This window comes from Flavobacterium sp. U410 (assembly GCF_053570605.1).
Genome location: NZ_JBSEFI010000010.1, coordinates 71,457 through 91,582, shown reverse-complemented (window position 1 = coordinate 91,582; position 20,126 = coordinate 71,457). Strand labels below are relative to the sequence as shown.

Below are 20,126 nucleotides of genomic sequence, written 5' to 3'. Positions count from 1 at the left end.
GCTTAAGTTTATCAAATAAATTTAAGCCGTATAAAAAATTATCTTTTTAATGAAAAATGAGCTCTAAAAAACCTAGTTGCTCCTTCATAATCATATTCTACAACAAACCAATAATCAGTTGAAGGCAATTTTTTCCCGTTATAAGTTCCGTCCCAACCATTTCCCAATGGAGAAATTTGTTTTAAGAATTTACCATAACGATCAAAAATCGTAATCACAGATTCCGGATGTTCTGATCTTAAATCCCAAATATTCCAAGTATCATTTACACCATCTTCATTAGGCGTAAAATAATTGGGATACTTAATCACAGTAAATGCCAACGTATAGTGACCACAATAGCCAAAAGTATCTCTAACAACAATGACATGGTCTCCGGAATTCAAATTAGTAAACACATTACTAGTTTGAAAATCTCCGTCATCCAACTGATAAATATAATTTCCATATCCGCTATCTATGAGTACTTGGTCATTGGCTACATTCTCAAATGGAAATGTAACTTCCACATGAGCAAGAGCCTTACTAGACTGCCCTACAATCACTTCTTCAGGCTCATAATTACAATCGGGCGGTAACTCCGTAGAAAATTTTATAGGCATAGCGGTATAAGTTCCGACCTGTGTAGCTTCATAAGTCAATCCGGTGCCCATTAAATTACCATCGAGATACCATTCAATGTCATATTCATTTGGATCCAAATCAGCTTCTAACATCAAACTTCTTATTGTTTGATTTGTCTCCGGATCTACACAAATAATTCCTCCTTCTACCTCAAACGTTGGTCTTGGAAAAATTATAAATTGAAAATGTGTTTCATCGGCACACCTTGTAACGGTATTAGTTGATTCATCATATCCTGAAGCTTCTGCATACACCCAAATATTATACGTTTCCGGTTCTGTATCTGGTACAACAGCAAAAACATAATCATTAGAGTTTACAATATCAGCCGGATTTCCTCCTTGTTGTGTATAGTAATTTATATTAAAATTACCTGTCGGTAAAGCTGGTAAAGTAAAATCTCCACAATAATTCTGATTGTCTAAATCTCCATAATTATAAAGTGATAAATCAGGTGTTTCCAAAACTGTTACTACAAACGATTTTTCCTCAACACATAAAGCAAAGTGATTATCCGTATTAATAGCATACACATAAACTGTTTGTGGTGTATTGTTAGGCGTAAACACATAGTTAGCAAAATCTATTTCATCTACCGGATCTCCTCCCGAATTAAAATAATATTTCACATAATTGATTGCTTCCGGATTTGGAGTTGGATTAGTTAATGCGGGAAGCATATAACTATCACAACGCGTTACATCCGGAAAATCAGGCAAATTTATTCCTTTATATATTCTTTGAAATTCCTTATCTATAGTACACCCTGTATTAGGATCAACATAATATAGATAAAAAGTTTCTGTAGTTGAATAAACTGTATTGGGATCAACTATTTGCCCCACGCCATAAGGACCGTCAGGAGCTGTGTAATAATTACCTAATGTAGGTTGTGGCAATGAATATGGAGTACATTCATTGGTATTAATTGCCTGATCTAAAGAAGGGAAAGGTTGAATAGTAATTGTGAAAGCGTGTTCATTATTACATACTACTTGCCCTCCGGATTGAAGTATATGTATTTCTTGATTGTAAACATAATAAGTACCTGGCGGATTAACTCCTCCTATCTCAATTTTATTATCGGGAGAAACAATCTCTTGTTGACCAAAAACATTTGGTCCTCCAGGTAATTTATAATATTTCCCATTGGTAAGTTCTGGCAGGATAAATTCACCACAATAATTTCCGTCAGGAATTTCATCCACTTCGGGCTTACCAAAAATTGTGATGTTATAATTTAACGTCTCCGTACAATTTGGCATTTCTGTAGTTTGTGCGAAATAATATATCACTTGTGATGATGTTATAGGGATCGCAGGATTAATCGCATTCCCTTGTCCGCCAGGTTGATCAAAATAACCTCCGAAATAAATAACAGGTAAAGTAAAACTTTCACATCTATAAATATTAGTAAACTGATTGACATTTACAATATTAACCCTAAAGAATGTTTGACCAGAACAATATCCAGTTGATCCATCCGAATTTATATGACTAATTTGATTATAAATATAAATGGTCCTTGTTGAAGTAATAACTGCTCCTGCTGCTAATTGAGTTCCCGTTCCATTTGGTCCTGTATAATAACTACCATTTGTGATGGGTATTAAAGTATAACTATCACAGTAAGTGACATCCGGCAAACTATCTACAAGCGGCGTTGGGTGAATAAGAATATCAAACTGTTTATCTGTACAAAGTACTCCTTCTATTTCAGAATAATAAAAAATAGATTGAGTTATCGTTGAATTTGTAGTATTTGTAAAGACTGTCCCTGGTGATATCAGTGTCCCGCTACCATTTGGCCCTCCAAAATCAGTGTAGAATCCTCCTATTCCCATTGGAACTCCCGGTACAGTGAATCGTCCGCAATAATCATTATTAGGCTTATATTTGTCTAATAATGTGACTGTAAAAGTAGTTTCATTAGTACAGCCATTCACATCTGGCCCTGCAAAAATGTAATAAACACCTTCTTCATCAACATAAGTACCTGATCCTCCCTGACCCAAATTTGTTCCTGTCCCATTTGTCCCAGTATAATAAGTACCATTTACAATTTCAGGCAAATAAGCTTCAGTACATTCTATAATATCATCTATAGAATCTACTATTGGCTGTGGATTTATTGTTACTTCTACTGAAGTTACATCAAAACAATTTGAATTAGTAACATCTTCAATACGTATCCAATACATTATCGTTTCTGTTCCACTAGGAATAGTAACATATTGACCTATTGCATTTGTTCCATCTATAGCATCTGTTTCAGAAGTATAATAAGTGATTAGATAACTACCGGTTTGCCCATTAATAACCGCAGTATCATTCTGTGATAAATCATACAAAATTCCATCTGGATCCTCACAAGTCTCATCTGTAATATTAGTTCCGGCTACAACTACATTATTTATAATTAAATTGAATGGATAAAGTGTTTCACAAAATAAATCATTAACAACATCAAATATCTTAATATAAATAGTTTGTCCGCTACTCAGAAAACCGGTTATTTCACTTGAATCAATAGAAATATTTTGCTGTGCATTTACTGGTGAATCATAATAATATACTTGATATAAAGATGAATCTAACCCAAGGTATGAAATATCATTTTGGGTTAAATCAAATAAATATTGAGCTGCACCCGAATTACACTGATATAAATTTTGAGGAGAATTTACAACTAAAGGAGAAAAAGTCACTGTATCTTCAATATGACAAGTTCCTCTATCTATAATCACTTTATAAACTCCGGGATCAGTTACATTATAAGTAGCTCCGGTTTCTCCCGAGATTAATACATTATCCTTAAACCATTGGAATGTATAAGTGCTATCCAGTTCAGTATCTAACAAAAACTCATCTCCGGCACAAATAACTCTATCATCACCTAAATCAAAAGTAGTTGTAAAACTTCCTGCTTCAATAAAAACTGCCGAATCATAATTGGTACTAAAATAATCAGCAACAACCATTCTTAATCTATAGGGATGATTTGGAATAATTTGTGAAGCTACCGAAAGTTTTATGGTATACCCCCTCATATTAATAACTGAAGATGCAGGAGTATCTACATTATAAACACCAAAAAAACCCGGATTTGTTGAACTACAAGTATTATTATAAGTAGAACTTTTTATTGTTTTTACAGAAACAGGAATAGAAGTATCCGGAATAACAGCCAGATTGGTTATTGAATTTGTTGCCAAATCAATCAATTCAAAAGCAAAAATATCATTAGACAAACATTGATACTGACCATATTCATTGGACGCAAAAAGAAAATTGAAATTGAATGAATCAGAAATAGAAGAAAAATCAAATTGTAGATATGCTAAATCTACTATTGATTCAGTAGTTCCGCTACTCGTATTACTTAACGTTTGTAAAAAAGAATCTGTACCTCCGTTAGTAGTAGTAGAACCCATATTGTTTCCGGTATAGATTCCTTGAGTATCCAATACATTACCACTTCTAATTACTATCCCTTTTTCTATAGGAAAACTCGAACCATTTCTCGAAAAGTAAGCAACAGATTGACTTGATGATAATGAAGCATTTTCAAAATCGATACAAGAATTTTCAAGTAGTACTTCAACTAAACCATCTACAGAGTGTGTTGTATTATCAATAGATACGGTTTGCGAAAGACAGCCTAAACTAAAAAACAAAGCTATTTTTAAAAACAAGCCTTTCATAATGCTTTATTAAAGTTATTATTTATAGATACCAATAAAAGTCTGTCAGTCTAAAATTATTAAAAATATAGCGAACGACAAAAAAAATCGGCTAAAAGCAATTTAACCGATTTTTATATTATTAGTCATTCAATTTCAACACTGCCATAAATGCTTCTTGAGGAATTTCAACATTACCTACCTGACGCATACGTTTTTTACCTTTTTTCTGTTTCTCTAACAATTTACGTTTACGAGAAATATCTCCACCATAACATTTCGCCGTAACGTCTTTACGTAACGCTTTAATGGTTTCACGAGAAATAATTTTAGCACCAATAGCAGCTTGAATTGGAATATCGAACTGTTGCCTTGGGATTAACTCACGAAGTTTTTCACACATTTTCTTACCAATGTAGTACGCATTATCTTCATGGATTAAAGCCGATAAAGCATCTACTTGATTCGCATTTAATAGAACATCTAACTTAACAAGCTTAGACTGGCGCATTCCGATAGGATGATAATCGAAAGAAGCATAACCTTTTGATACTGTTTTCAAACGATCGTAGAAGTCGAAAACAATTTCTGCCAAGGGCATGTCAAAATTTAATTCAACACGCTCGGGAGTTAAATACGTTTGGTTGGTGATAACACCTCTTTTTTCAATACATAAACTCATTACGTTTCCTACGAAATCTGACTTGGTAATGATCGTTGCTTTAATAAATGGCTCTTCTACTCTGTCTAATTTTGAAGGCTCCGGTAAGTCTGAAGGATTGTTAACCACAATAGCTGTTTCCGGTTCTTTTTTGGTATATGCCAAATACGACACGTTGGGTACTGTAGTAATAACCGTCATATCAAATTCGCGCTCTAAACGCTCTTGAATGATCTCCAAATGCAGCATCCCTAAGAAACCACAACGAAAACCAAAACCTAACGCAGCCGAGCTTTCTGGTGCAAATACTAAAGAAGCATCATTTAACTGAAGTTTCTCCATTGAAGCGCGCAAGTCTTCAAAATCTTCTGTATCCACAGGGTAAATTCCTGCAAACACCATTGGTTTCACATTTTCGAAACCAGTAATCATATTAGTAGTCGGATTTTTAGCATCAGTGATTGTATCACCCACTTTTACTTCTTTAGCTTCTTTAATACCAGAAACCAAATATCCAACATCTCCACTCGAAATTTTATTTTTTGGAACCTGATTTAACTTCAATGTTCCAACTTCATCGGCAAAGTATTCTTTACCGGTTGCCATAAATTTAATTTTCTGACCTTTTGAAATTTCACCGTTAATCACACGGAAAATTACTTCAATTCCTCTAAAAGGATTGTAATGCGAATCAAAGATCAATGCTTGAAGCGGTTCTTCCGGATCACCTTTAGGCGCAGGAACTTTTTCAATAATTGCTTCTAAGATTTTATCAACACCAAAACCTGTTTTTCCTGAAGCATGGATAATATCCTCTAAATCACAACCTAGCAAATCAATAATATCATCACTAACTTCTTCAGGATTGGCACTTGGTAAATCCACTTTATTCAGAACAGGAATAATTTCCAAGTCATTCTCTAAAGCCAAATATAAATTGGAAATAGTTTGTGCCTGAATACTTTGCGCAGCATCTACAATCAACAAAGCGCCTTCACAAGCAGCAATAGAGCGAGACACTTCATAAGAAAAGTCTACGTGACCCGGAGTATCAATTAAATTTAAAATATATTTTTCTCCTTTGTGCACATATTCCATTTGAATCGCGTGACTCTTAATTGTAATCCCACGCTCACGCTCTAAATCCATATTATCAAGCAGCTGAGCCTTTTCTTCACGAGCTGTCACAGTTTGCGTAGCCGCTAAAAGCCTGTCGGCAAGCGTACTTTTTCCGTGATCAATATGGGCAATAATACAAAAGTTTCTAATATTCTTCATCTTCAAATCTATCGTTTTCCCTAAATATAACGGGGATTTAATCTGCAAATATAAATCAAAGTTTTTAACATTTTACGTATTATTATTCAGATAATGTATTCTGCTTAAACAACTGCTAAAGTTTTAAAAAATATTCTAATAGTGTATTATTTTTTTCTTACATTTGTTTGAAAAAAATCACACACAATATGAATTACGATAGAATTAAAGAAAAACTCGAAATTTTAGCCGATGCAGCAAAGTATGATGTTTCTTGTTCTTCAAGCGGAGGGAATCGTAAAAACAAAGAAAAAGGCTTAGGAAATTCTTCTGCTTCCGGAATTTGCCATACCTATACCGAAGATGGTCGTTGTGTATCATTATTAAAAATACTCTTAACTAATTTTTGCATATACGACTGTGCATATTGCGTTACACGAAAAAGCAATGACATTAAAAGAGCTGCCTTTACTGTTGAAGAAGTAGTCGACTTAACTATCAATTTTTACAGAAGAAATTACATTGAAGGTTTGTTTTTGAGTTCCGGGATTTTCAAAAATGCCGATTATACCATGGAACGCTTAGTGAGAGTTGCCAAAAAATTGCGTTTGGAACACAACTTCAACGGCTATATCCATCTGAAAACAATTCCGGGAGCCAGCGATGACCTCATGAGAGAAGCGGGTTTGTATGCCGATCGTTTAAGCGTGAATTTAGAAATCCCAACAGAATCCGGATTAAAACTGTTGGCTCCTGATAAAAATCATCAGCAAATGATTAAACCTATGGGCTTTGTTAAAAATGAAATCATACTCTATGAAGATGAAAAGAAGAAAATCAGATCTGTTCCTAAATTTGCTCCGGCAGGACAAAGTACACAATTAATTGTGGGAGCTACACAAGAAACGGATTTTCAAATCATAAAAGTCGCAGATCATTTTTACAATAATTTCAACTTAAAAAGAGTGTATTATTCAGGTTATGTACCTGTTGCTGATGATTCTCGTTTGCCTGCTTTAGGCACACAAGTCCCTATGGTAAGAGAAAACAGACTTTATCAAGCCGATTGGTTAATGCGGTTTTATGGTTTTAAAGCTGATGAAATTGTCGAAAGAAATAATCCTTTTCTAGATTTGGAAGTAGACCCAAAATTAGGTTGGGCACTACGCAACATTGACAAATTTCCCGTGAATTTACAATATGCCCCTTTAGAAATGATTTTACGAATTCCCGGCGTAGGTGTAAAATCAGCACACAAAATTGTACAGGCCAGACGTTTTCAGAATCTCACCTTGGAACATATTAAAAAAATGGGCGTAGCAACAAACCGAGCAAAATACTTTATAACTGTGGCTAATCCAAATAAACATCTGCAATTCTTAGACAGCATGCATCTAAAAACTGTGATTTTGAATGAAACAAAAAGTAAATTTGAAAAACAATTTAGCTCCCAATTATCTCTATTGAATGACCATTCTTTCTTACGATAGTACTTTTGAAGGATTACTAACAGCTGTATTCGAAATCTACGAATATAAACATGTTGATGCTGTTATTACAAAATCTTCCTTATATCAGGAGGCACTTTTTAGTGAAGCAACATTAGTTATAACGAACAAAGAAAAAGCCGATAGAGTTCTTACCAGATTAGAAAAACAGTTAGGTAAAAATGGCATCAGCCAATTGTTATACGCCTATTCTTCAGAAAGCGAAACTATGGAACACATTATAAGCAATGTTATTTTTTATGCTATTTCCTGTCCTGGCAAAAACATCTTGAATGATTACTCCAACCCTTTTGTACTACAACTTTCAAAACTGGTAAAAAGTGTTGGAAGAGAAAAACACAGAATGGAAGCTTTTGTTCGCTTCGAATTATTAAAAGACAACATCTATTTTGCTAAAATTAACCCCGATTTTAATGTTTTACCTTTAATCACTGCTCATTTTAAAGAACGATATCAAGATCAGAAATGGATTATTTATGACGAAAAACGAAAATATGGCATTTACTATGATTTAAATGAAGTCGCTATCATTTCTTTACCCGATCAAAAAGAAACATTTAATCAAGATAAAGATGTTATTTTTCACGAAAGCGAAATGAACTATCAAAAATTATGGATAGAATATTTTGATCACACCAACATTAAAGAAAGAAAAAACACCAAGTTGCATTTACAACATGTTCCTAAAAGGTATTGGAGTTATTTAACCGAGAAAAAAATCCTGTAACCATTTCTTTTAGTGCCGTTAAGAATTGAAAATTAGATTGAAAACACAAGTTTTTATAAAAAAACTTACCTTTGCAAAAAAATAATTAACCATGCCTAAAATCGGCAACATACAGTTACCTGATTTTCCATTGCTATTAGCACCGATGGAAGATGTGAGCGATCCGCCATTTAGACGTTTGTGTAAAATGCACGGAGCCGACTTAATGTATTCTGAATTTATTTCTTCTGAAGGATTGATTAGAGACGCCATCAAAAGTCGTCAAAAATTAGACATCTTTGATTATGAGCGACCAGTCGGTATTCAAATCTTTGGCGGCGACGAAGAAGCGATGGCTATGAGTGCTAAAATTGTAGAGACCGTTCAACCCGATTTAGTAGATATTAACTTTGGTTGCCCTGTTAAGAAAGTAGTTTCTAAAGGTGCCGGTGCCGGAGTTCTAAAAGACGTTGATCTAATGGTTCGTCTAACCAAAGCAGTCATCAAAAGCACAAGCTTACCGGTAACCGTAAAAACACGTTTAGGTTGGGATGAAGACTCTATAAACATCGATGAAGTTGCAGAACGTTTACAAGATATCGGTGTACAAGCTTTAACTATCCACGCACGAACCAGAGCTCAGATGTACAAAGGTCATTCAGATTGGTCGCACATTGCCCGCATCAAAGAAAATCCGAGAATTACCATGCCTGTTTTTGGGAATGGTGATATTGACAACCCGGAAAAAGCGTTGGAATACAAAAATAAATATGGTATTGACGGCATCATGATTGGTCGTGCGGCAATAGGCTATCCCTGGATTTTCAACGAAATCAAACATTTCTTTGAAACCAGAGAACATCTTGATGCGCCAACTATGAAAGACCGAATCGAAGCTGCAAAAAACCATTTGATCTGGTCCATGGAATGGAAAGGAGAACGCTTGGGAATTGTAGAAATGCGTAGACATTACACTAATTACTTCAAAGGCATTCACGGATTTAAAGAATACAAACAAAAATTAGTCACTACGGATGGACACAATGAAATGCTGAATATTTTTGAAGAAATAGCGGATGCTTATCACGATTATATAATTACTCCATAGACAATATGAGAAACAAGAAAGCCAAACTTAAGTTTGGCTTTCTTGCTATATATTTTTCAAATTGATGATTTCCTGATCGGTTAAGAATCTCCAATTTCCACGAGGTAAATTCTTTTTGGTTAAACCGGCAAAAACCACTCGATCTAACTTAATCACATCATAATTCAATGCTTCAAATACCTTACGAACGATTTTAATATTAGCCGTTTTCATTTTAACTCCTATTTCACTCTTCGGTTGATTTTCAATATACGTGATTTCCTCAACAAATACTTTATGATCGTCAATAGTTAATCCGTTTTTGATTTTTTCTAAATCATCAAATTTCAAGTTTTTATCCAAACTCACTTGATACAACTTAGTCGAACGTTGATTAGGACTTGTAAATTTCTTTACCATATCCGTATCATTGGTAAACAACAACAAACCTGTAGTTGTTTTATCCATTCTACCAACAGGTTGTAATTTAGCACGTGTTGCATTTCGAACCAAATCTAAAACACTTGGCGCATTTTTATCTTCGTCATGAGACGTTGAAAAGTTTTTTGGCTTGTTTAATAAAATATATTCTTTTTTTTCAGGAGTAATTAAAGCTCCGTCAAAATGAACTACATCTGTTGGTTTTACCTTGTAACCCATTTCAGTCACCGCTACTCCGTTTACTTTTACATTTCCGCTTTGGATGTAAATATCAGCTTCTCTACGGCTGCACATTCCAGAATTTGCAATGTAGCGATTCAAACGCATTTCATCTGAATTTGATGCTGCTGGTTTTGGCTTTGGTTTCGGTTTTCCTTCAGGTTTAAAATATTTCGCCTGACCGCCAGACGAACTGTCATTCCCTCTCGAACTGCGTTCCTTTTTAAATCCTCCTTGTCTTCCAGACCCAGGATTTTTTCTATCATTCCCTTGATGACGTGACATAAACTATTTTTTTGCAAAGATATATTAATAAATGGAAAGTAGTTTTTTTCCGTGAACTAAAACACTCGGTTTTATCAAAACAATACAAAAAACGCCACTTAATATAATGATTTTAAGCAGGAAATGAAGTTTTACATACATTGACTTTTCACTAGCTTTCCACAATTGGATTAAAAAAAGTATCAGCAAGAAGTAACTCATGTAAAAATAAATTTCCATGTAACCTACATTGTATATTTCGGTCAAGAAGTAAACCGGAATAATAGAAAAAACAGTTAAGGTCGTAATAATTGTTTTTGCTGTTTTTTCACCAAATCTCACGGAAATGGTTTGATAGTTATTCGCCAAATCACCTTCTATATTTTCCAAATCTTTCACCAATTCTCTAATCAAGATCAGTAAAAACAAAAACGTAGCATGTGCAAAAATAACGTGATAGAAATTTTTAAAATACATCAACACTCCAAAGAAAGGCAGAACAGCCAAAAGCGCAGCTGTTAAGTTACCAATCATAGGATAACGTTTCAATTTATGAGAATAGAACCAGATGAGAAAAATATAAGCCGAAAAAAAGAGAACAGCACGCCATGAAATAAAACTCATCAATACCACAACAATAAAATTAACCGAAAAGTACACTTTTAGCTTGGTACTTTGGCTAACCAACCGGTCGATCATTACTTTTTTCGGACGATTGATTAGGTCTTTTTTAGCATCATAAAAATTATTGATGATATAACCCGAAGCAATACTTAAGGAAGAAGCCAGTACAATTAAAAACAACTTCCAATCGAGCAAAATATGCAAAGCGCTTTCTTCGGGAGCCAGAATAAAAATAGCTGAAAGATATTGCGCTAAAGCAATAACCCAAATATTATAGCCTCTAACAACTGAGAAAAAGCTGAAGATTTTGGTCAGTAATAATTTGGATTTTCTGGAAAACATATCAATTTAATAGGTTAATTTAAAAGACTTGAGCTCTTAAAGCAATCTGAAACCGAAATGTACACCTAAAAATTGTATACTACCTCTAATTTATAATCTTTTAACGCTACTTTAGCTTTTTCCAAGTCTTGTGTAAAACCTAAAATATAGCCACCTCCGCCAGAACCACATAATTTTAAGTAGTAATCATTGGTTTCAATTCCTTTTTGCCATATTTGGTGGAATTGTTCCGGAATCATTGGTTTAAAGTGATTTAAAACTACACCCGAAAGTTTTTTAGTATTCTCAAAAAGTGATTTCACATCGCCGTGTAAAAAGTTTTCCACACAAGCATCGGTATATTTTACAAATTGAGATTTTAACATGTTACGGAATCCTTGATCTTTTAAGTTTTCCATAAAAATATTTACCATCGGTGCTGTTTCACCAACAATTCCTGAATCGATCAAGAACACAGCTCCTTTTCCATTAGTAGATTGGCTAGGAATTCCCGTTGGTTCAATATTGTCTTTTGAATTGATAAGAATTGGCAAACTTAAATAACTGTTTAACGGATCTAATCCGGAACTTTTTCCGTGGAAGAAAGATTCCATTTGGGAAAAAACAGTTTTTAACTGTAATAATTTTTCACGTGTTAGATTTTCAAGAACTGTAATTTTATCATTTGCATATTTATCGTAAATAGCCGCTACTAAAGCTCCGCTACTTCCTACGCCATATCCTTGCGGAATACTAGAATCAAAGTACATTCCGTTAGCTACATCCTGATTTAATTCTTCCAAGTTGAAAGTAACCAAATTAGGTTGTTCCTTTTGCAAATCCGCTAAATACAGAGCGAACTTGCGCAAACTCTCATTTGATTTTTGAGCCGTTTCCGAAAGATTTTCGTCTTTCTTTAATGCTCCTTTATAGAAATTATAAGGTATAGAAAGTCCTTTTGAATCCTGAATAATTCCGTATTCACCAAAAAGTAAAATCTTCGAGTAAAATAATGGTCCTTTCATGTATTTAGTAGCTTATTAAATAATTCAAGTAAATGTACAAAAAATTATAATAGGTTTTTCGCACCTTCACCAATTTCGTCGCAAATGTACTGACCATTTTGACAATATCCAACTAATTCATTTTGAATAAACTGTAAAACTTTTTCTTTTACACTTTCAGGATACAAGACATGCACATTAGCGCCGGCATCAAGCGTAAAACAAACCGGAACTTGAGTTTCGTTTCTAAACTTCCAAATTTTATTAATGATTTCCAATGTATTAGGTTTCATCAAAATAAAATAAGGCATAGAAGTCATCATCATAGCATGCAAAGTCAAAGCTTCGCTTTCGACTAATTCCACAAATTTTTCCAAATTTCCTTCCGAAAGAATTTGCTTGATCGCTGTTAAATTGTGTTGTGCCTGTTCAAAACGCTGGTTAGCAAACGGGTGATTGTGCATTAAATTGTGACCAACCGTACTCGAGACTTGTTTTTCGCCTTTGTCGACCAATAAAATTGTATCTTGATATTTCTTGAAATTTTCATGAACTGCTGAATATTCAACTCCAAACAAATCAGAACTTTCAGCGGTATCTTGATGGCGTCCCCAAATTACCACTTCTCCTTTCACGCTTCGGCAAGCACTTCCACTTCCTAAACGCGCTAAAAACGAAGCTTTTTGGTTAAAATAATCTTCGGAAATTTCAGGTTTTAGCATTTTTTCTAAACTCATGATATTCACCGCCAATGCAGCCATTCCTGATGCAGAAGACGCAATTCCCGAACTATGCGGAAATGTATTTTGGGTATCAATTTCTAAATGATACAATTTCAAATACGAACAATAGCTTTCTATTCGTTCCAAAAACTTTTGAATTTTCGGTTTAAAATCTTCTTTTGGTTTTCCCTCAAAAAGCAAATCAAAAGAAAAATCATCGGATGGATTTTGTTTGGCACTAACTTTTAAAGACGTAATCGTTTTACAGTTACTCAAGGTAAAACTAATGGAAGGATTTGCCGGAATTTGATCTCCCGTTTCTTTTTTCCCCCAATATTTTACCAATGCAATATTACTTGGCGCACTCCATGAAAATGTCGCTTTTTCAACACTTCCATAGTTTGTCGCTACAAAATCCTGATTTGAAAACATATTGTTTTTTGCTGCAAAAATACCACTTTTGACTGTTTATTCGTTACTTTGCCCAACAAATTAAAAATATGAATTCTTATTTACGCATTATTTATGTGGTGGTAATTTGTTTAGCTGTGGGCTACTTATCATCGCTTGTTACACAAAGTTCCGTTACCACTTGGTATCCAACAATAGAAAAACCATTTTTCAACCCGCCCAACTGGCTTTTTGCTCCGGTTTGGACCTTACTTTATATTATGATGGGAATTTCCGGTGGAATGATCTGGACGGCTTACGAAAGCGATCCTGAAAAAGTAAAAAAAGCGATGTTGTTTTTCACCGTTCAGTTGTTATTGAACGTATTATGGAGTTATCTTTTCTTTGGGCTAAACAATATTCTTGTCGCTCTAATCGAAATTATTTTATTGGCACTGATTATTTACGAAACGATTCATTTGTTCAAAGAAATCAAACCCAAAGCAGCTTGGCTTTTAATTCCGTATTTGGCTTGGGTTCTGTTTGCAACAGTTTTAACTGCTTCTATTTTTTGGTTGAATCGCTAAACGCTATAGCTTGGGCAGCAATAAAACCGCCTGTCCAAGCATTTTGAAAATTAAAACCTCCGGTAATAGCATCAATATTCAGCACTTCGCCCGCCAAATAAAGATTGGGTAAAATTTTACTTTCCATGGTTTTAAAATTGATTTCTTTTAAATTGACACCGCCAGCCGTTACAAACTCTTCCTTAAATGTACTTTTTCCGTTGACCTGAAAAACAGCATTCGTCAATTGGTTTGCCAAAGTCGTCATCTGCTTTTTATTGACATCAGCCCATTTGGTTTCCGGCTGAATTTCGGAAGCTTTCAAAATACTTTCCCACAGTCGTTTTGGAAAATCAAATGGGCAGAATTTATCGGTATTTTTTTTGGCATTTTCCAATTTCAACTCGTTCAATTGTTCCAAGGTTTCTTCGAAATTTTGATCTTTTAACCAATTGACCTGAATTCTAAACTGATAATTCACATCGGCTAATTCGCGAGCACCCCATGCCGACAAACGCAAAATAGCCGGACCACTCATTCCCCAGTGTGTAATCAACAAAGGTCCGGAAGCTTTCAACTTACTTCCTTGCACCTTTACACTGGCTTGAGCTGCAACACCCATTAAATTCTTAATACGTTCGTCCTTAATATTAAAAGTGAAAAGCGAAGGAACCGGAGCAACAATTTGGTGACCCAATTCGACCAACATTTCCCAAATTTTAGGATTACTTCCGGTGGCAATAACCACATTTTCTACAGCAAAAGTTTCTTTAGTTGTTTCTACTTTCCAAAAATCTTCGGTTTTATACAACGACTGAACACTTTGTTGCGTTAAAATAGCTATTCCCAATTGCTGGGTAGCTCTTAGAAAACAATCTACAATAGTTTGCGAAGAATCAGTGTCAGGAAACATGCGTCCGTCTTCTTCAATTTTTAAATTGACGTCGTGTTTTTCGAACCATTCTATGGTATCGCCTGAACAAAATTGATGAAATGGTCCTTTTAATTCTCTTTCGCCTCTGGGATAAAATTTCACCAACTCATTGGGCACAAAACAAGCATGAGTTACATTACAACGTCCGCCTCCCGAAATTTTAACTTTCGACAAAACTTCTTTTCCTCGTTCCAAAATAGCCACTTTTAACTCCGGATTGTTTTCTACAATATTAATAGCGGTAAAAAATCCGGCGGCACCACCTCCTATAATTATTACATCGTAATCGGTATTCATATTCTATCGGGAAAATCGGTTATTATACCATCAATTGGAAATCGCTTAATATGTTCTATATCTTCAGGGTTGTTAACAGTCCATGTATTTATTTTCAAACCCATTTCTTTGGCTTTATCACAACTATCCTTTGTTAATAACGAAAAATGCGGATGAATTGCTGAAGCATTGAATTCAGTCGCCAACTCCATAGCTTGTTCCATGCTAGCTTGCGTTAAAACCGCGATTGGAATTTCGGTATTCAATCGGGAAAAGGCTTTTAATTCAGAATATTGAAAACTGGAAATAATAAAATCATCTGGTTGCCAATGCTTTTCTGAAATGTATTTTTTCAGAATCTCAAAAACCGGAAGTGCGGTGTGTTCGCCTTTTAGTTCAATATTAATCCAACATTTTCTATCAACTAAATTCAACACTTCTTCTAAAGTAGGAATTTGAAATTCATCTTTTATTTTGATGTTTTTCAATTCGTCCAGACTAAAATTAGAAATCGCTCCGATGGTATTCGTCAAGCGATCCAACGTGAAATCGTGAAAAACGACTACTTCTCCTGATGCACAAACATGTACATCTATTTCAATAGCATTGACCTTTAAATCTATTGCTTTTTGAATAGATTCCAATGTGTTTTCGGTTATATATCCCGAAGCGCCTCTATGTCCAATTATATAAAACATTCCCACAAAGATATAATAGTTTCAGTTTTTGATCGTTTAATTTTGTAAAGAATAAATATCGGAAAACATGAAAAAGACAGTATTACTATTAACATTAGCTTTATTTTTAACACAGTGCACTACTACAAGTTCCTTCAATTATCGCGATGATTTTAAATCATTGAACGAAAAAGAAACACAAGCATTTTTGAAAAGCAAGTCGGCAACAAGCGACAGTAAATCAGTTGTTATTTTAACACAAGGTTTTAAAGGCGAACAAGTTACAGCTACTCAAAACAATAAAACCATTTACAAGCAGTATCCTATCAGCAATTTAAAAACAAAATATGCAGATAGTTTTAGTTATAGCAATACAAGTAATTTAGTTATTGAGGATAATTTCTTAAAAAAACAGGTAACTATTCCCGTTAAAGAGGCTAAAGAATACAAATTTGTTTATATAATGATTGAAGGAAGCGGAAGCGATGCCAAGTACAAAATCACTTTTAGTCATAAATTAAGACCGTTGGACTAAAAGTATAACAAACAAAAAAGCCAGACAATGTCTGGCTTTTTAAGTGGTACCTCCAGGAATCGAACCAGGGACACACGGATTTTCAGTCCGTTGCTCTACCAACTGAGCTAAGGTACCTTGTAATCATTTGAGCAGTATTGCTTGCTGATTGCGGGTGCAAATATAGAACCAATTTTATATTTTCCAAAACAATTTTCAAAAAAAAATCAATTTGTATATTTGCAGGACAAACAAAACGATATGCTTTTAACGCTTGACGCCGGAAACACGCTTTTCAAAGGCGCTGTTTTTGAGAACAATAGAATACTTTATCAGTTTTATTGCCCCTTTATTGAGGCTGAAAAAAAAATTGGAAAAATTTTTTCTGAGTATCCAAAAATAACGCATTCTATCTATTCATCGGTTGTTATTGGCGATTCAAACTTGGTTGAAATCTTAAAAAAAAGAACGCAACTCACCCAAATTAACCATCAATTTAATTTTCCTTTCAAAAATTTATATACCACTCCTAGTACATTAGGAATAGACCGAATGGTTTTATCGGCAGGAGCCAATTTAAATTTCCCTAATAAAAATGTTTTAGTAATCGGAGCCGGCACTTGTATCACTTATGATTTCGTAAACGCAAATAATGAATATTTAGGAGGAGCCATTTCGCCAGGCATACAAATGCGATATAAAAGTTTAAACAATTATACATCAAAACTTCCGTTATTAGAAAAGGAAATTCCGGAGAGCTTCATCGGAAACAGTACTCAAAATGCAATTCATTCTGGAGTAATCGATGGAATTATCTATGAAATTGAGGGGTTCATTTCCCAATATTTTCTTAAATATCAAGATTTAACAATTATTTTAACAGGTGGCGATGCAGATTTTTTGGCTAAAAGCTTAAAAAGCACCATATTTGCCAATTCAAATTTTCTTCTGGAAAGTCTGAATTTAATTTTTACACATTGTATAGATAATGATTAAAAAAATAATTTTGTCGGTTGGTTTACTATTTAGCCTTTACTCCTATTCTCAGGAAGGAACTTCTTCTCCTTATTCTTATTTCGGACTAGGAAAAGATCGTTTTAGAGGAACTCAAGCTCAAAGGGCGATGGGAGGATTAGCTATTGAAGGAGATAGTATTGCTATGAATTTGCAAAATCCGGCCTCTTACTCTCATTTAAAACTAACGGCTTTTGCTATTGGCGGCACAACAAGTTTCACAACTATGAAGAATGAAACGGATAGTGAAAAAGCAAAACGTACTACTATTGACTATCTAGCCATCGGTATTCCTATGGGGAAATTTGGAGCTGCAATTGGTTTAAAACCTTATTCTTCTGTTGGCTATAAATTCCAAGATACTTATGTTGACAACAATAGTTTTGACACTACTAAGAAATTTACCGGAAACGGAAATATCAATAATTTCTTTGGTGGCGCATCTTATACAATCAACAGCAATTTCAGCGTTGGTACTCAATTCGAATATAACTTTGGGACTATTGAAAATGAAGTTATTGAAACTCACACTGGTCTTCAGTTAAGCACCAGAGAAAATAACACAGCGCAAATTAAAGGTATTACCTACAGCTTCGGTGTTTTATACAACAAAAAACTATCTAATGGATTAAAGCTAAACGGAAGTTTTACCCTTAGTCCTGAAACAAAATTAAACATATCAAACACTAGAAATATTGCCACTGCTGCTTATTCACAAAGCACCGGTACAGAATATGTAAACGATAGTCAAGATATTGAAATTGCGGATTACAAAGCGGTTATCCCTACAAAATATAGTTTTGGAGCGGGAATTGGAAAACAAAACAACTGGTTAGTTGGTGCTCAGGTTATTTTACAAAACAATAGTAAAATGATTAACTTATCCAGTGCAAACACTAGCGGTGATTTTGAAAATGCACAAACATATATTGTAGGGGGGTACTACATACCTAAATATGATTCGTTTTCAAGTTATTTTAGCAGAGTTGTTTACAGAGCGGGATTTAGATATAACAAAACAGGATTAATCGTTAACAACGAAAGCATAAAAGATTATGGCATGAATTTTGGTCTAGGATTACCACTAGGAGTTTCAAAAGTAGATGTTGGATTTGAATTTGGTAAAACAGGAACCACAAGCAACGGATTAATCCAAGAAAATTATTTCAACATCAGCATTGGATTCTCCATAGCAGATAAATGGTTTAGAAAAACTTTAATCGACTAATATTACGCAATGAAAAATTAATGAAAATGAGAACTAAATTAACCTTATTAGCCCTTGCAGCAAGCTTCTTTTCGTTCGCACAGAACGTTGATTGTGCTGAAACTTTAAGCCTTATGGCAACTTCTGCCAAAGCTAAAGATGCATCTGCCTACGACTACTTGAACAGCCTAAGAAAAGAATGTCCAACGTATGACTACAGAACATATGCTTACGGTATTTTTGCTATCAGAAACAACATTGATAAGGCAAAGGACAATACTGAAAAGGAAAAATATGTTCGTGATTTATTGAAATTATATGATGAATATCAGCAATATTTCCCACAAAAATCGGGTAATATAGATATGAAGAAAGGTTTAGAGCTTTTCAACTACAATGTTGGTTCACAAGAAGAAATCTTCAACTCACTTGACAAAGGTTTCAAAAATGACTTGGCTAATTTTGATAGTACTAAAGCGCTATATGCTTATTTTGAAATTTTAGTAAACAATCACAAAGCAAACAAAGGCGTTACGCTTCAGCAAGTGTTTGACAAATATGACGATGTTTCTGATAAGTTAAGTTCTTTAAAAGAAGAAGACACTAATGCTTTAGACAAATTATTAGAAAAAGAGGAGGCCGGACAAACATTAGACAGTAAAGAAGTTAAAGCTAAAAACAAATATGAAGGAAACATTGAAGACATCGGAGTAGTAACTTCAAGTATGGATGCTATTATCGTTGAGCTATCAACTTGTGATAAATTAATTCCTTTCTACCAAAAAGGCTTTGAAACGAACAAAACAAACGAGCAATGGTTAAAACGTGCCGCTGACCGTTTAGAAGCTAAAGAATGTGATACAGATCCTTTATTCTCTAAAATTTCAGAAGCATTATACAAATTAAACCCAAGTGCAGATGCTGCTTATAAATTAGGAGTTGTAGAAGCTCAAAAGAAAAACAACACTAAAGCTTTAGAGTATTTCAACAAAGCTGCTGATATGTATACTGACAACACTAAAAAAGCTGCAGTATATTTCAAAATAGCAACGATGTACTCTAAATCAAATAAAAGTCAAGCCAGAACTTACGCTAGAAAAGCTTTACAGGTTAAACCATCTTATGGAAAAGCGTATTTGTTAATTGCTCAAATCTACGGAAATAGCATTAACGAATGTGGTAATGACCAATTTGAAAAAAGAGCAATGTACTGGTTAGCGGCTCAATATGCTGACAAAGCAGGTAGTGTTGATCCTTCATTGAAAGCGACAGCCAATAAAATGGCTTCCGGATACAGAGCTGCTGCTCCTTCAAAAACAGAAATTTTCCAATCAGGAAAAGCAGGTCAAAGAATTGCTTTTAACTGTTGGGTTGGAGAAAGCATTGTTGTACCGAGTCTATAATATGAATAACAGCAAAAAAAATAG

Annotated in this window: 16 protein-coding genes and 1 tRNA gene; 8 read left to right on the top strand and 9 right to left on the bottom strand. The window is 34.3% G+C overall.

Features of this window, described 5'->3' with window-relative positions:
- Positions 1–38: 38 nt before the first annotated feature.
- Both ACUSJC_RS08465 and lepA read right to left on the bottom strand, forming a co-directional pair.
- Entirely contained in the window at positions 39–4,328 is a 4,290-nt protein-coding gene (locus ACUSJC_RS08465; RefSeq protein ID WP_449269134.1) for a choice-of-anchor L domain-containing protein, read from the bottom strand.
- A gap of 121 nt (positions 4,329–4,449) precedes the next feature.
- Positions 4,450–6,246, bottom strand: a complete 1,797-nt coding sequence (lepA, locus tag ACUSJC_RS08460; RefSeq protein ID WP_449269133.1) for a translation elongation factor 4 — start codon at positions 6,244–6,246, stop codon at positions 4,450–4,452.
- Positions 6,247–6,434: 188 nt separating this feature from the next.
- Between lepA and ACUSJC_RS08455 the strand changes: the two genes are divergently transcribed.
- From ACUSJC_RS08455 to dusB, 3 genes are all read left to right on the top strand, one after another.
- Positions 6,435–7,715 carry a putative DNA modification/repair radical SAM protein gene (locus tag ACUSJC_RS08455; protein ID WP_449269132.1) on the top strand — a complete coding sequence of 427 codons (1,281 nt, stop codon included), beginning with the start codon at positions 6,435–6,437 and terminating at the stop codon, positions 7,713–7,715.
- Entirely contained in the window at positions 7,693–8,460 is a 768-nt protein-coding gene (locus tag ACUSJC_RS08450) for a TIGR03915 family putative DNA repair protein (protein WP_449269131.1), read from the top strand. Before ACUSJC_RS08455 ends, ACUSJC_RS08450 begins: the two co-directional genes overlap by 23 nt.
- 91 nt (positions 8,461–8,551) lie before the next feature.
- Positions 8,552–9,547, top strand: a complete 996-nt coding sequence (dusB, locus tag ACUSJC_RS08445) for a tRNA dihydrouridine synthase DusB (RefSeq protein ID WP_449269130.1) — start codon at positions 8,552–8,554, stop codon at positions 9,545–9,547.
- 45 nt (positions 9,548–9,592) lie between these two features.
- On the opposite strand, the gene ACUSJC_RS08440 is transcribed toward dusB, so the two are convergent.
- The 4 genes from ACUSJC_RS08440 to mvaD form a co-directional block, all read right to left on the bottom strand.
- On the bottom strand, positions 9,593–10,471 hold the full coding sequence (locus ACUSJC_RS08440) for a pseudouridine synthase (protein WP_449269129.1): 879 nt from the start codon (positions 10,469–10,471) through the stop codon (positions 9,593–9,595).
- Between the two features lie 24 nt (positions 10,472–10,495).
- Positions 10,496–11,416: a geranylgeranylglycerol-phosphate geranylgeranyltransferase gene (locus tag ACUSJC_RS08435; protein ID WP_449269128.1), complete on the bottom strand. Its 921-nt coding sequence runs from the start codon at positions 11,414–11,416 to the stop codon at positions 10,496–10,498.
- Positions 11,417–11,481: 65 nt separating this feature from the next.
- Positions 11,482–12,420: a mevalonate kinase family protein gene (locus ACUSJC_RS08430; RefSeq protein WP_449269127.1), complete on the bottom strand. Its 939-nt coding sequence runs from the start codon at positions 12,418–12,420 to the stop codon at positions 11,482–11,484.
- 44 nt (positions 12,421–12,464) lie between these two features.
- Complete coding sequence (mvaD, locus tag ACUSJC_RS08425) at positions 12,465–13,553, bottom strand: diphosphomevalonate decarboxylase (protein WP_449269126.1); 1,089 nt, start codon at positions 13,551–13,553, stop codon at positions 12,465–12,467.
- Positions 13,554–13,621: 68 nt separating this feature from the next.
- On the opposite strand from mvaD, the gene ACUSJC_RS08420 reads away from it, so the two are divergent.
- Positions 13,622–14,098, top strand: a complete 477-nt coding sequence (locus ACUSJC_RS08420; RefSeq protein WP_449269125.1) for a TspO/MBR family protein — start codon at positions 13,622–13,624, stop codon at positions 14,096–14,098.
- On the opposite strand, the gene ACUSJC_RS08415 is transcribed toward ACUSJC_RS08420, so the two are convergent.
- Together ACUSJC_RS08415 and ACUSJC_RS08410 are read right to left on the bottom strand one after the other, a co-directional pair.
- Positions 14,076–15,308, bottom strand: coding sequence for an NAD(P)/FAD-dependent oxidoreductase (locus ACUSJC_RS08415; RefSeq protein WP_449269124.1), 1,233 nt, complete (start codon positions 15,306–15,308; stop codon positions 14,076–14,078). The two genes, ACUSJC_RS08420 and ACUSJC_RS08415, sit on opposite strands and share 23 nt — an antisense overlap.
- Complete coding sequence (locus tag ACUSJC_RS08410; RefSeq protein WP_449269123.1) at positions 15,305–15,985, bottom strand: glycerophosphodiester phosphodiesterase; 681 nt, start codon at positions 15,983–15,985, stop codon at positions 15,305–15,307. The genes ACUSJC_RS08415 and ACUSJC_RS08410 overlap by 4 nt, the downstream gene beginning before the upstream one ends.
- Before the next feature lie 67 nt (positions 15,986–16,052).
- On the opposite strand from ACUSJC_RS08410, the gene ACUSJC_RS08405 reads away from it, so the two are divergent.
- Positions 16,053–16,499, top strand: a complete 447-nt coding sequence (locus ACUSJC_RS08405) for a hypothetical protein (protein WP_449269122.1) — start codon at positions 16,053–16,055, stop codon at positions 16,497–16,499.
- Positions 16,500–16,543: 44 nt separating this feature from the next.
- Here the strand turns inward: ACUSJC_RS08405 and ACUSJC_RS08400 are convergent.
- Positions 16,544–16,616 (bottom strand) — tRNA-Phe (locus tag ACUSJC_RS08400).
- Between the two features lie 123 nt (positions 16,617–16,739).
- Between ACUSJC_RS08400 and ACUSJC_RS08395 the strand changes: the two genes are divergently transcribed.
- The 3 genes from ACUSJC_RS08395 to ACUSJC_RS08385 are packed head-to-tail and all read left to right on the top strand — an operon-like array spanning position 16,740 to position 20,102.
- A complete protein-coding gene (locus ACUSJC_RS08395; protein ID WP_449269121.1) occupies positions 16,740–17,474 on the top strand; it encodes a type III pantothenate kinase in 735 nt (244 codons plus the stop codon).
- Positions 17,467–18,720 (top strand): hypothetical protein, encoded by a 1,254-nt coding sequence (locus ACUSJC_RS08390; RefSeq protein WP_449269120.1) that lies wholly within the window; start codon positions 17,467–17,469, stop codon positions 18,718–18,720. The genes ACUSJC_RS08395 and ACUSJC_RS08390 overlap by 8 nt, the downstream gene beginning before the upstream one ends.
- Before the next feature lie 26 nt (positions 18,721–18,746).
- Positions 18,747–20,102: a tetratricopeptide repeat protein gene (locus tag ACUSJC_RS08385; RefSeq protein ID WP_449269119.1), complete on the top strand. Its 1,356-nt coding sequence runs from the start codon at positions 18,747–18,749 to the stop codon at positions 20,100–20,102.
- Positions 20,103–20,126: the final 24 nt, after the last annotated feature.

Bases quoted from the DNA above. Each gene is read 5' to 3' on its own strand.
- ACUSJC_RS08410 (WP_449269123.1), bottom strand. From the start codon at position 15,985: ATGTTTTATATAATTGGACATAGAGGCGCTTCGGGATATATAACCGAA.
- lepA (WP_449269133.1), bottom strand. From the start codon at position 6,246: ATGAAGAATATTAGAAACTTTTGTATTATTGCCCATATTGATCACGGA.
- ACUSJC_RS08440 (WP_449269129.1), bottom strand. From the start codon at position 10,471: ATGTCACGTCATCAAGGGAATGATAGAAAAAATCCTGGGTCTGGAAGA.
- ACUSJC_RS08415 (WP_449269124.1), bottom strand. From the start codon at position 15,308: ATGAATACCGATTACGATGTAATAATTATAGGAGGTGGTGCCGCCGGA.
- mvaD (WP_449269126.1), bottom strand. From the start codon at position 13,553: ATGTTTTCAAATCAGGATTTTGTAGCGACAAACTATGGAAGTGTTGAA.
- ACUSJC_RS08420 (WP_449269125.1), top strand. From the start codon at position 13,622: ATGAATTCTTATTTACGCATTATTTATGTGGTGGTAATTTGTTTAGCT.
- ACUSJC_RS08385 (WP_449269119.1), top strand. From the start codon at position 18,747: ATGAGAACTAAATTAACCTTATTAGCCCTTGCAGCAAGCTTCTTTTCG.
- ACUSJC_RS08405 (WP_449269122.1), top strand. From the start codon at position 16,053: ATGAAAAAGACAGTATTACTATTAACATTAGCTTTATTTTTAACACAG.
- ACUSJC_RS08395 (WP_449269121.1), top strand. From the start codon at position 16,740: ATGCTTTTAACGCTTGACGCCGGAAACACGCTTTTCAAAGGCGCTGTT.
- ACUSJC_RS08435 (WP_449269128.1), bottom strand. From the start codon at position 11,416: ATGTTTTCCAGAAAATCCAAATTATTACTGACCAAAATCTTCAGCTTT.
- ACUSJC_RS08390 (WP_449269120.1), top strand. From the start codon at position 17,467: ATGATTAAAAAAATAATTTTGTCGGTTGGTTTACTATTTAGCCTTTAC.
- ACUSJC_RS08430 (WP_449269127.1), bottom strand. From the start codon at position 12,420: ATGAAAGGACCATTATTTTACTCGAAGATTTTACTTTTTGGTGAATAC.
- ACUSJC_RS08465 (WP_449269134.1), bottom strand. From the start codon at position 4,328: ATGAAAGGCTTGTTTTTAAAAATAGCTTTGTTTTTTAGTTTAGGCTGT.
- ACUSJC_RS08450 (WP_449269131.1), top strand. From the start codon at position 7,693: ATGACCATTCTTTCTTACGATAGTACTTTTGAAGGATTACTAACAGCT.
- ACUSJC_RS08455 (WP_449269132.1), top strand. From the start codon at position 6,435: ATGAATTACGATAGAATTAAAGAAAAACTCGAAATTTTAGCCGATGCA.
- dusB (WP_449269130.1), top strand. From the start codon at position 8,552: ATGCCTAAAATCGGCAACATACAGTTACCTGATTTTCCATTGCTATTA.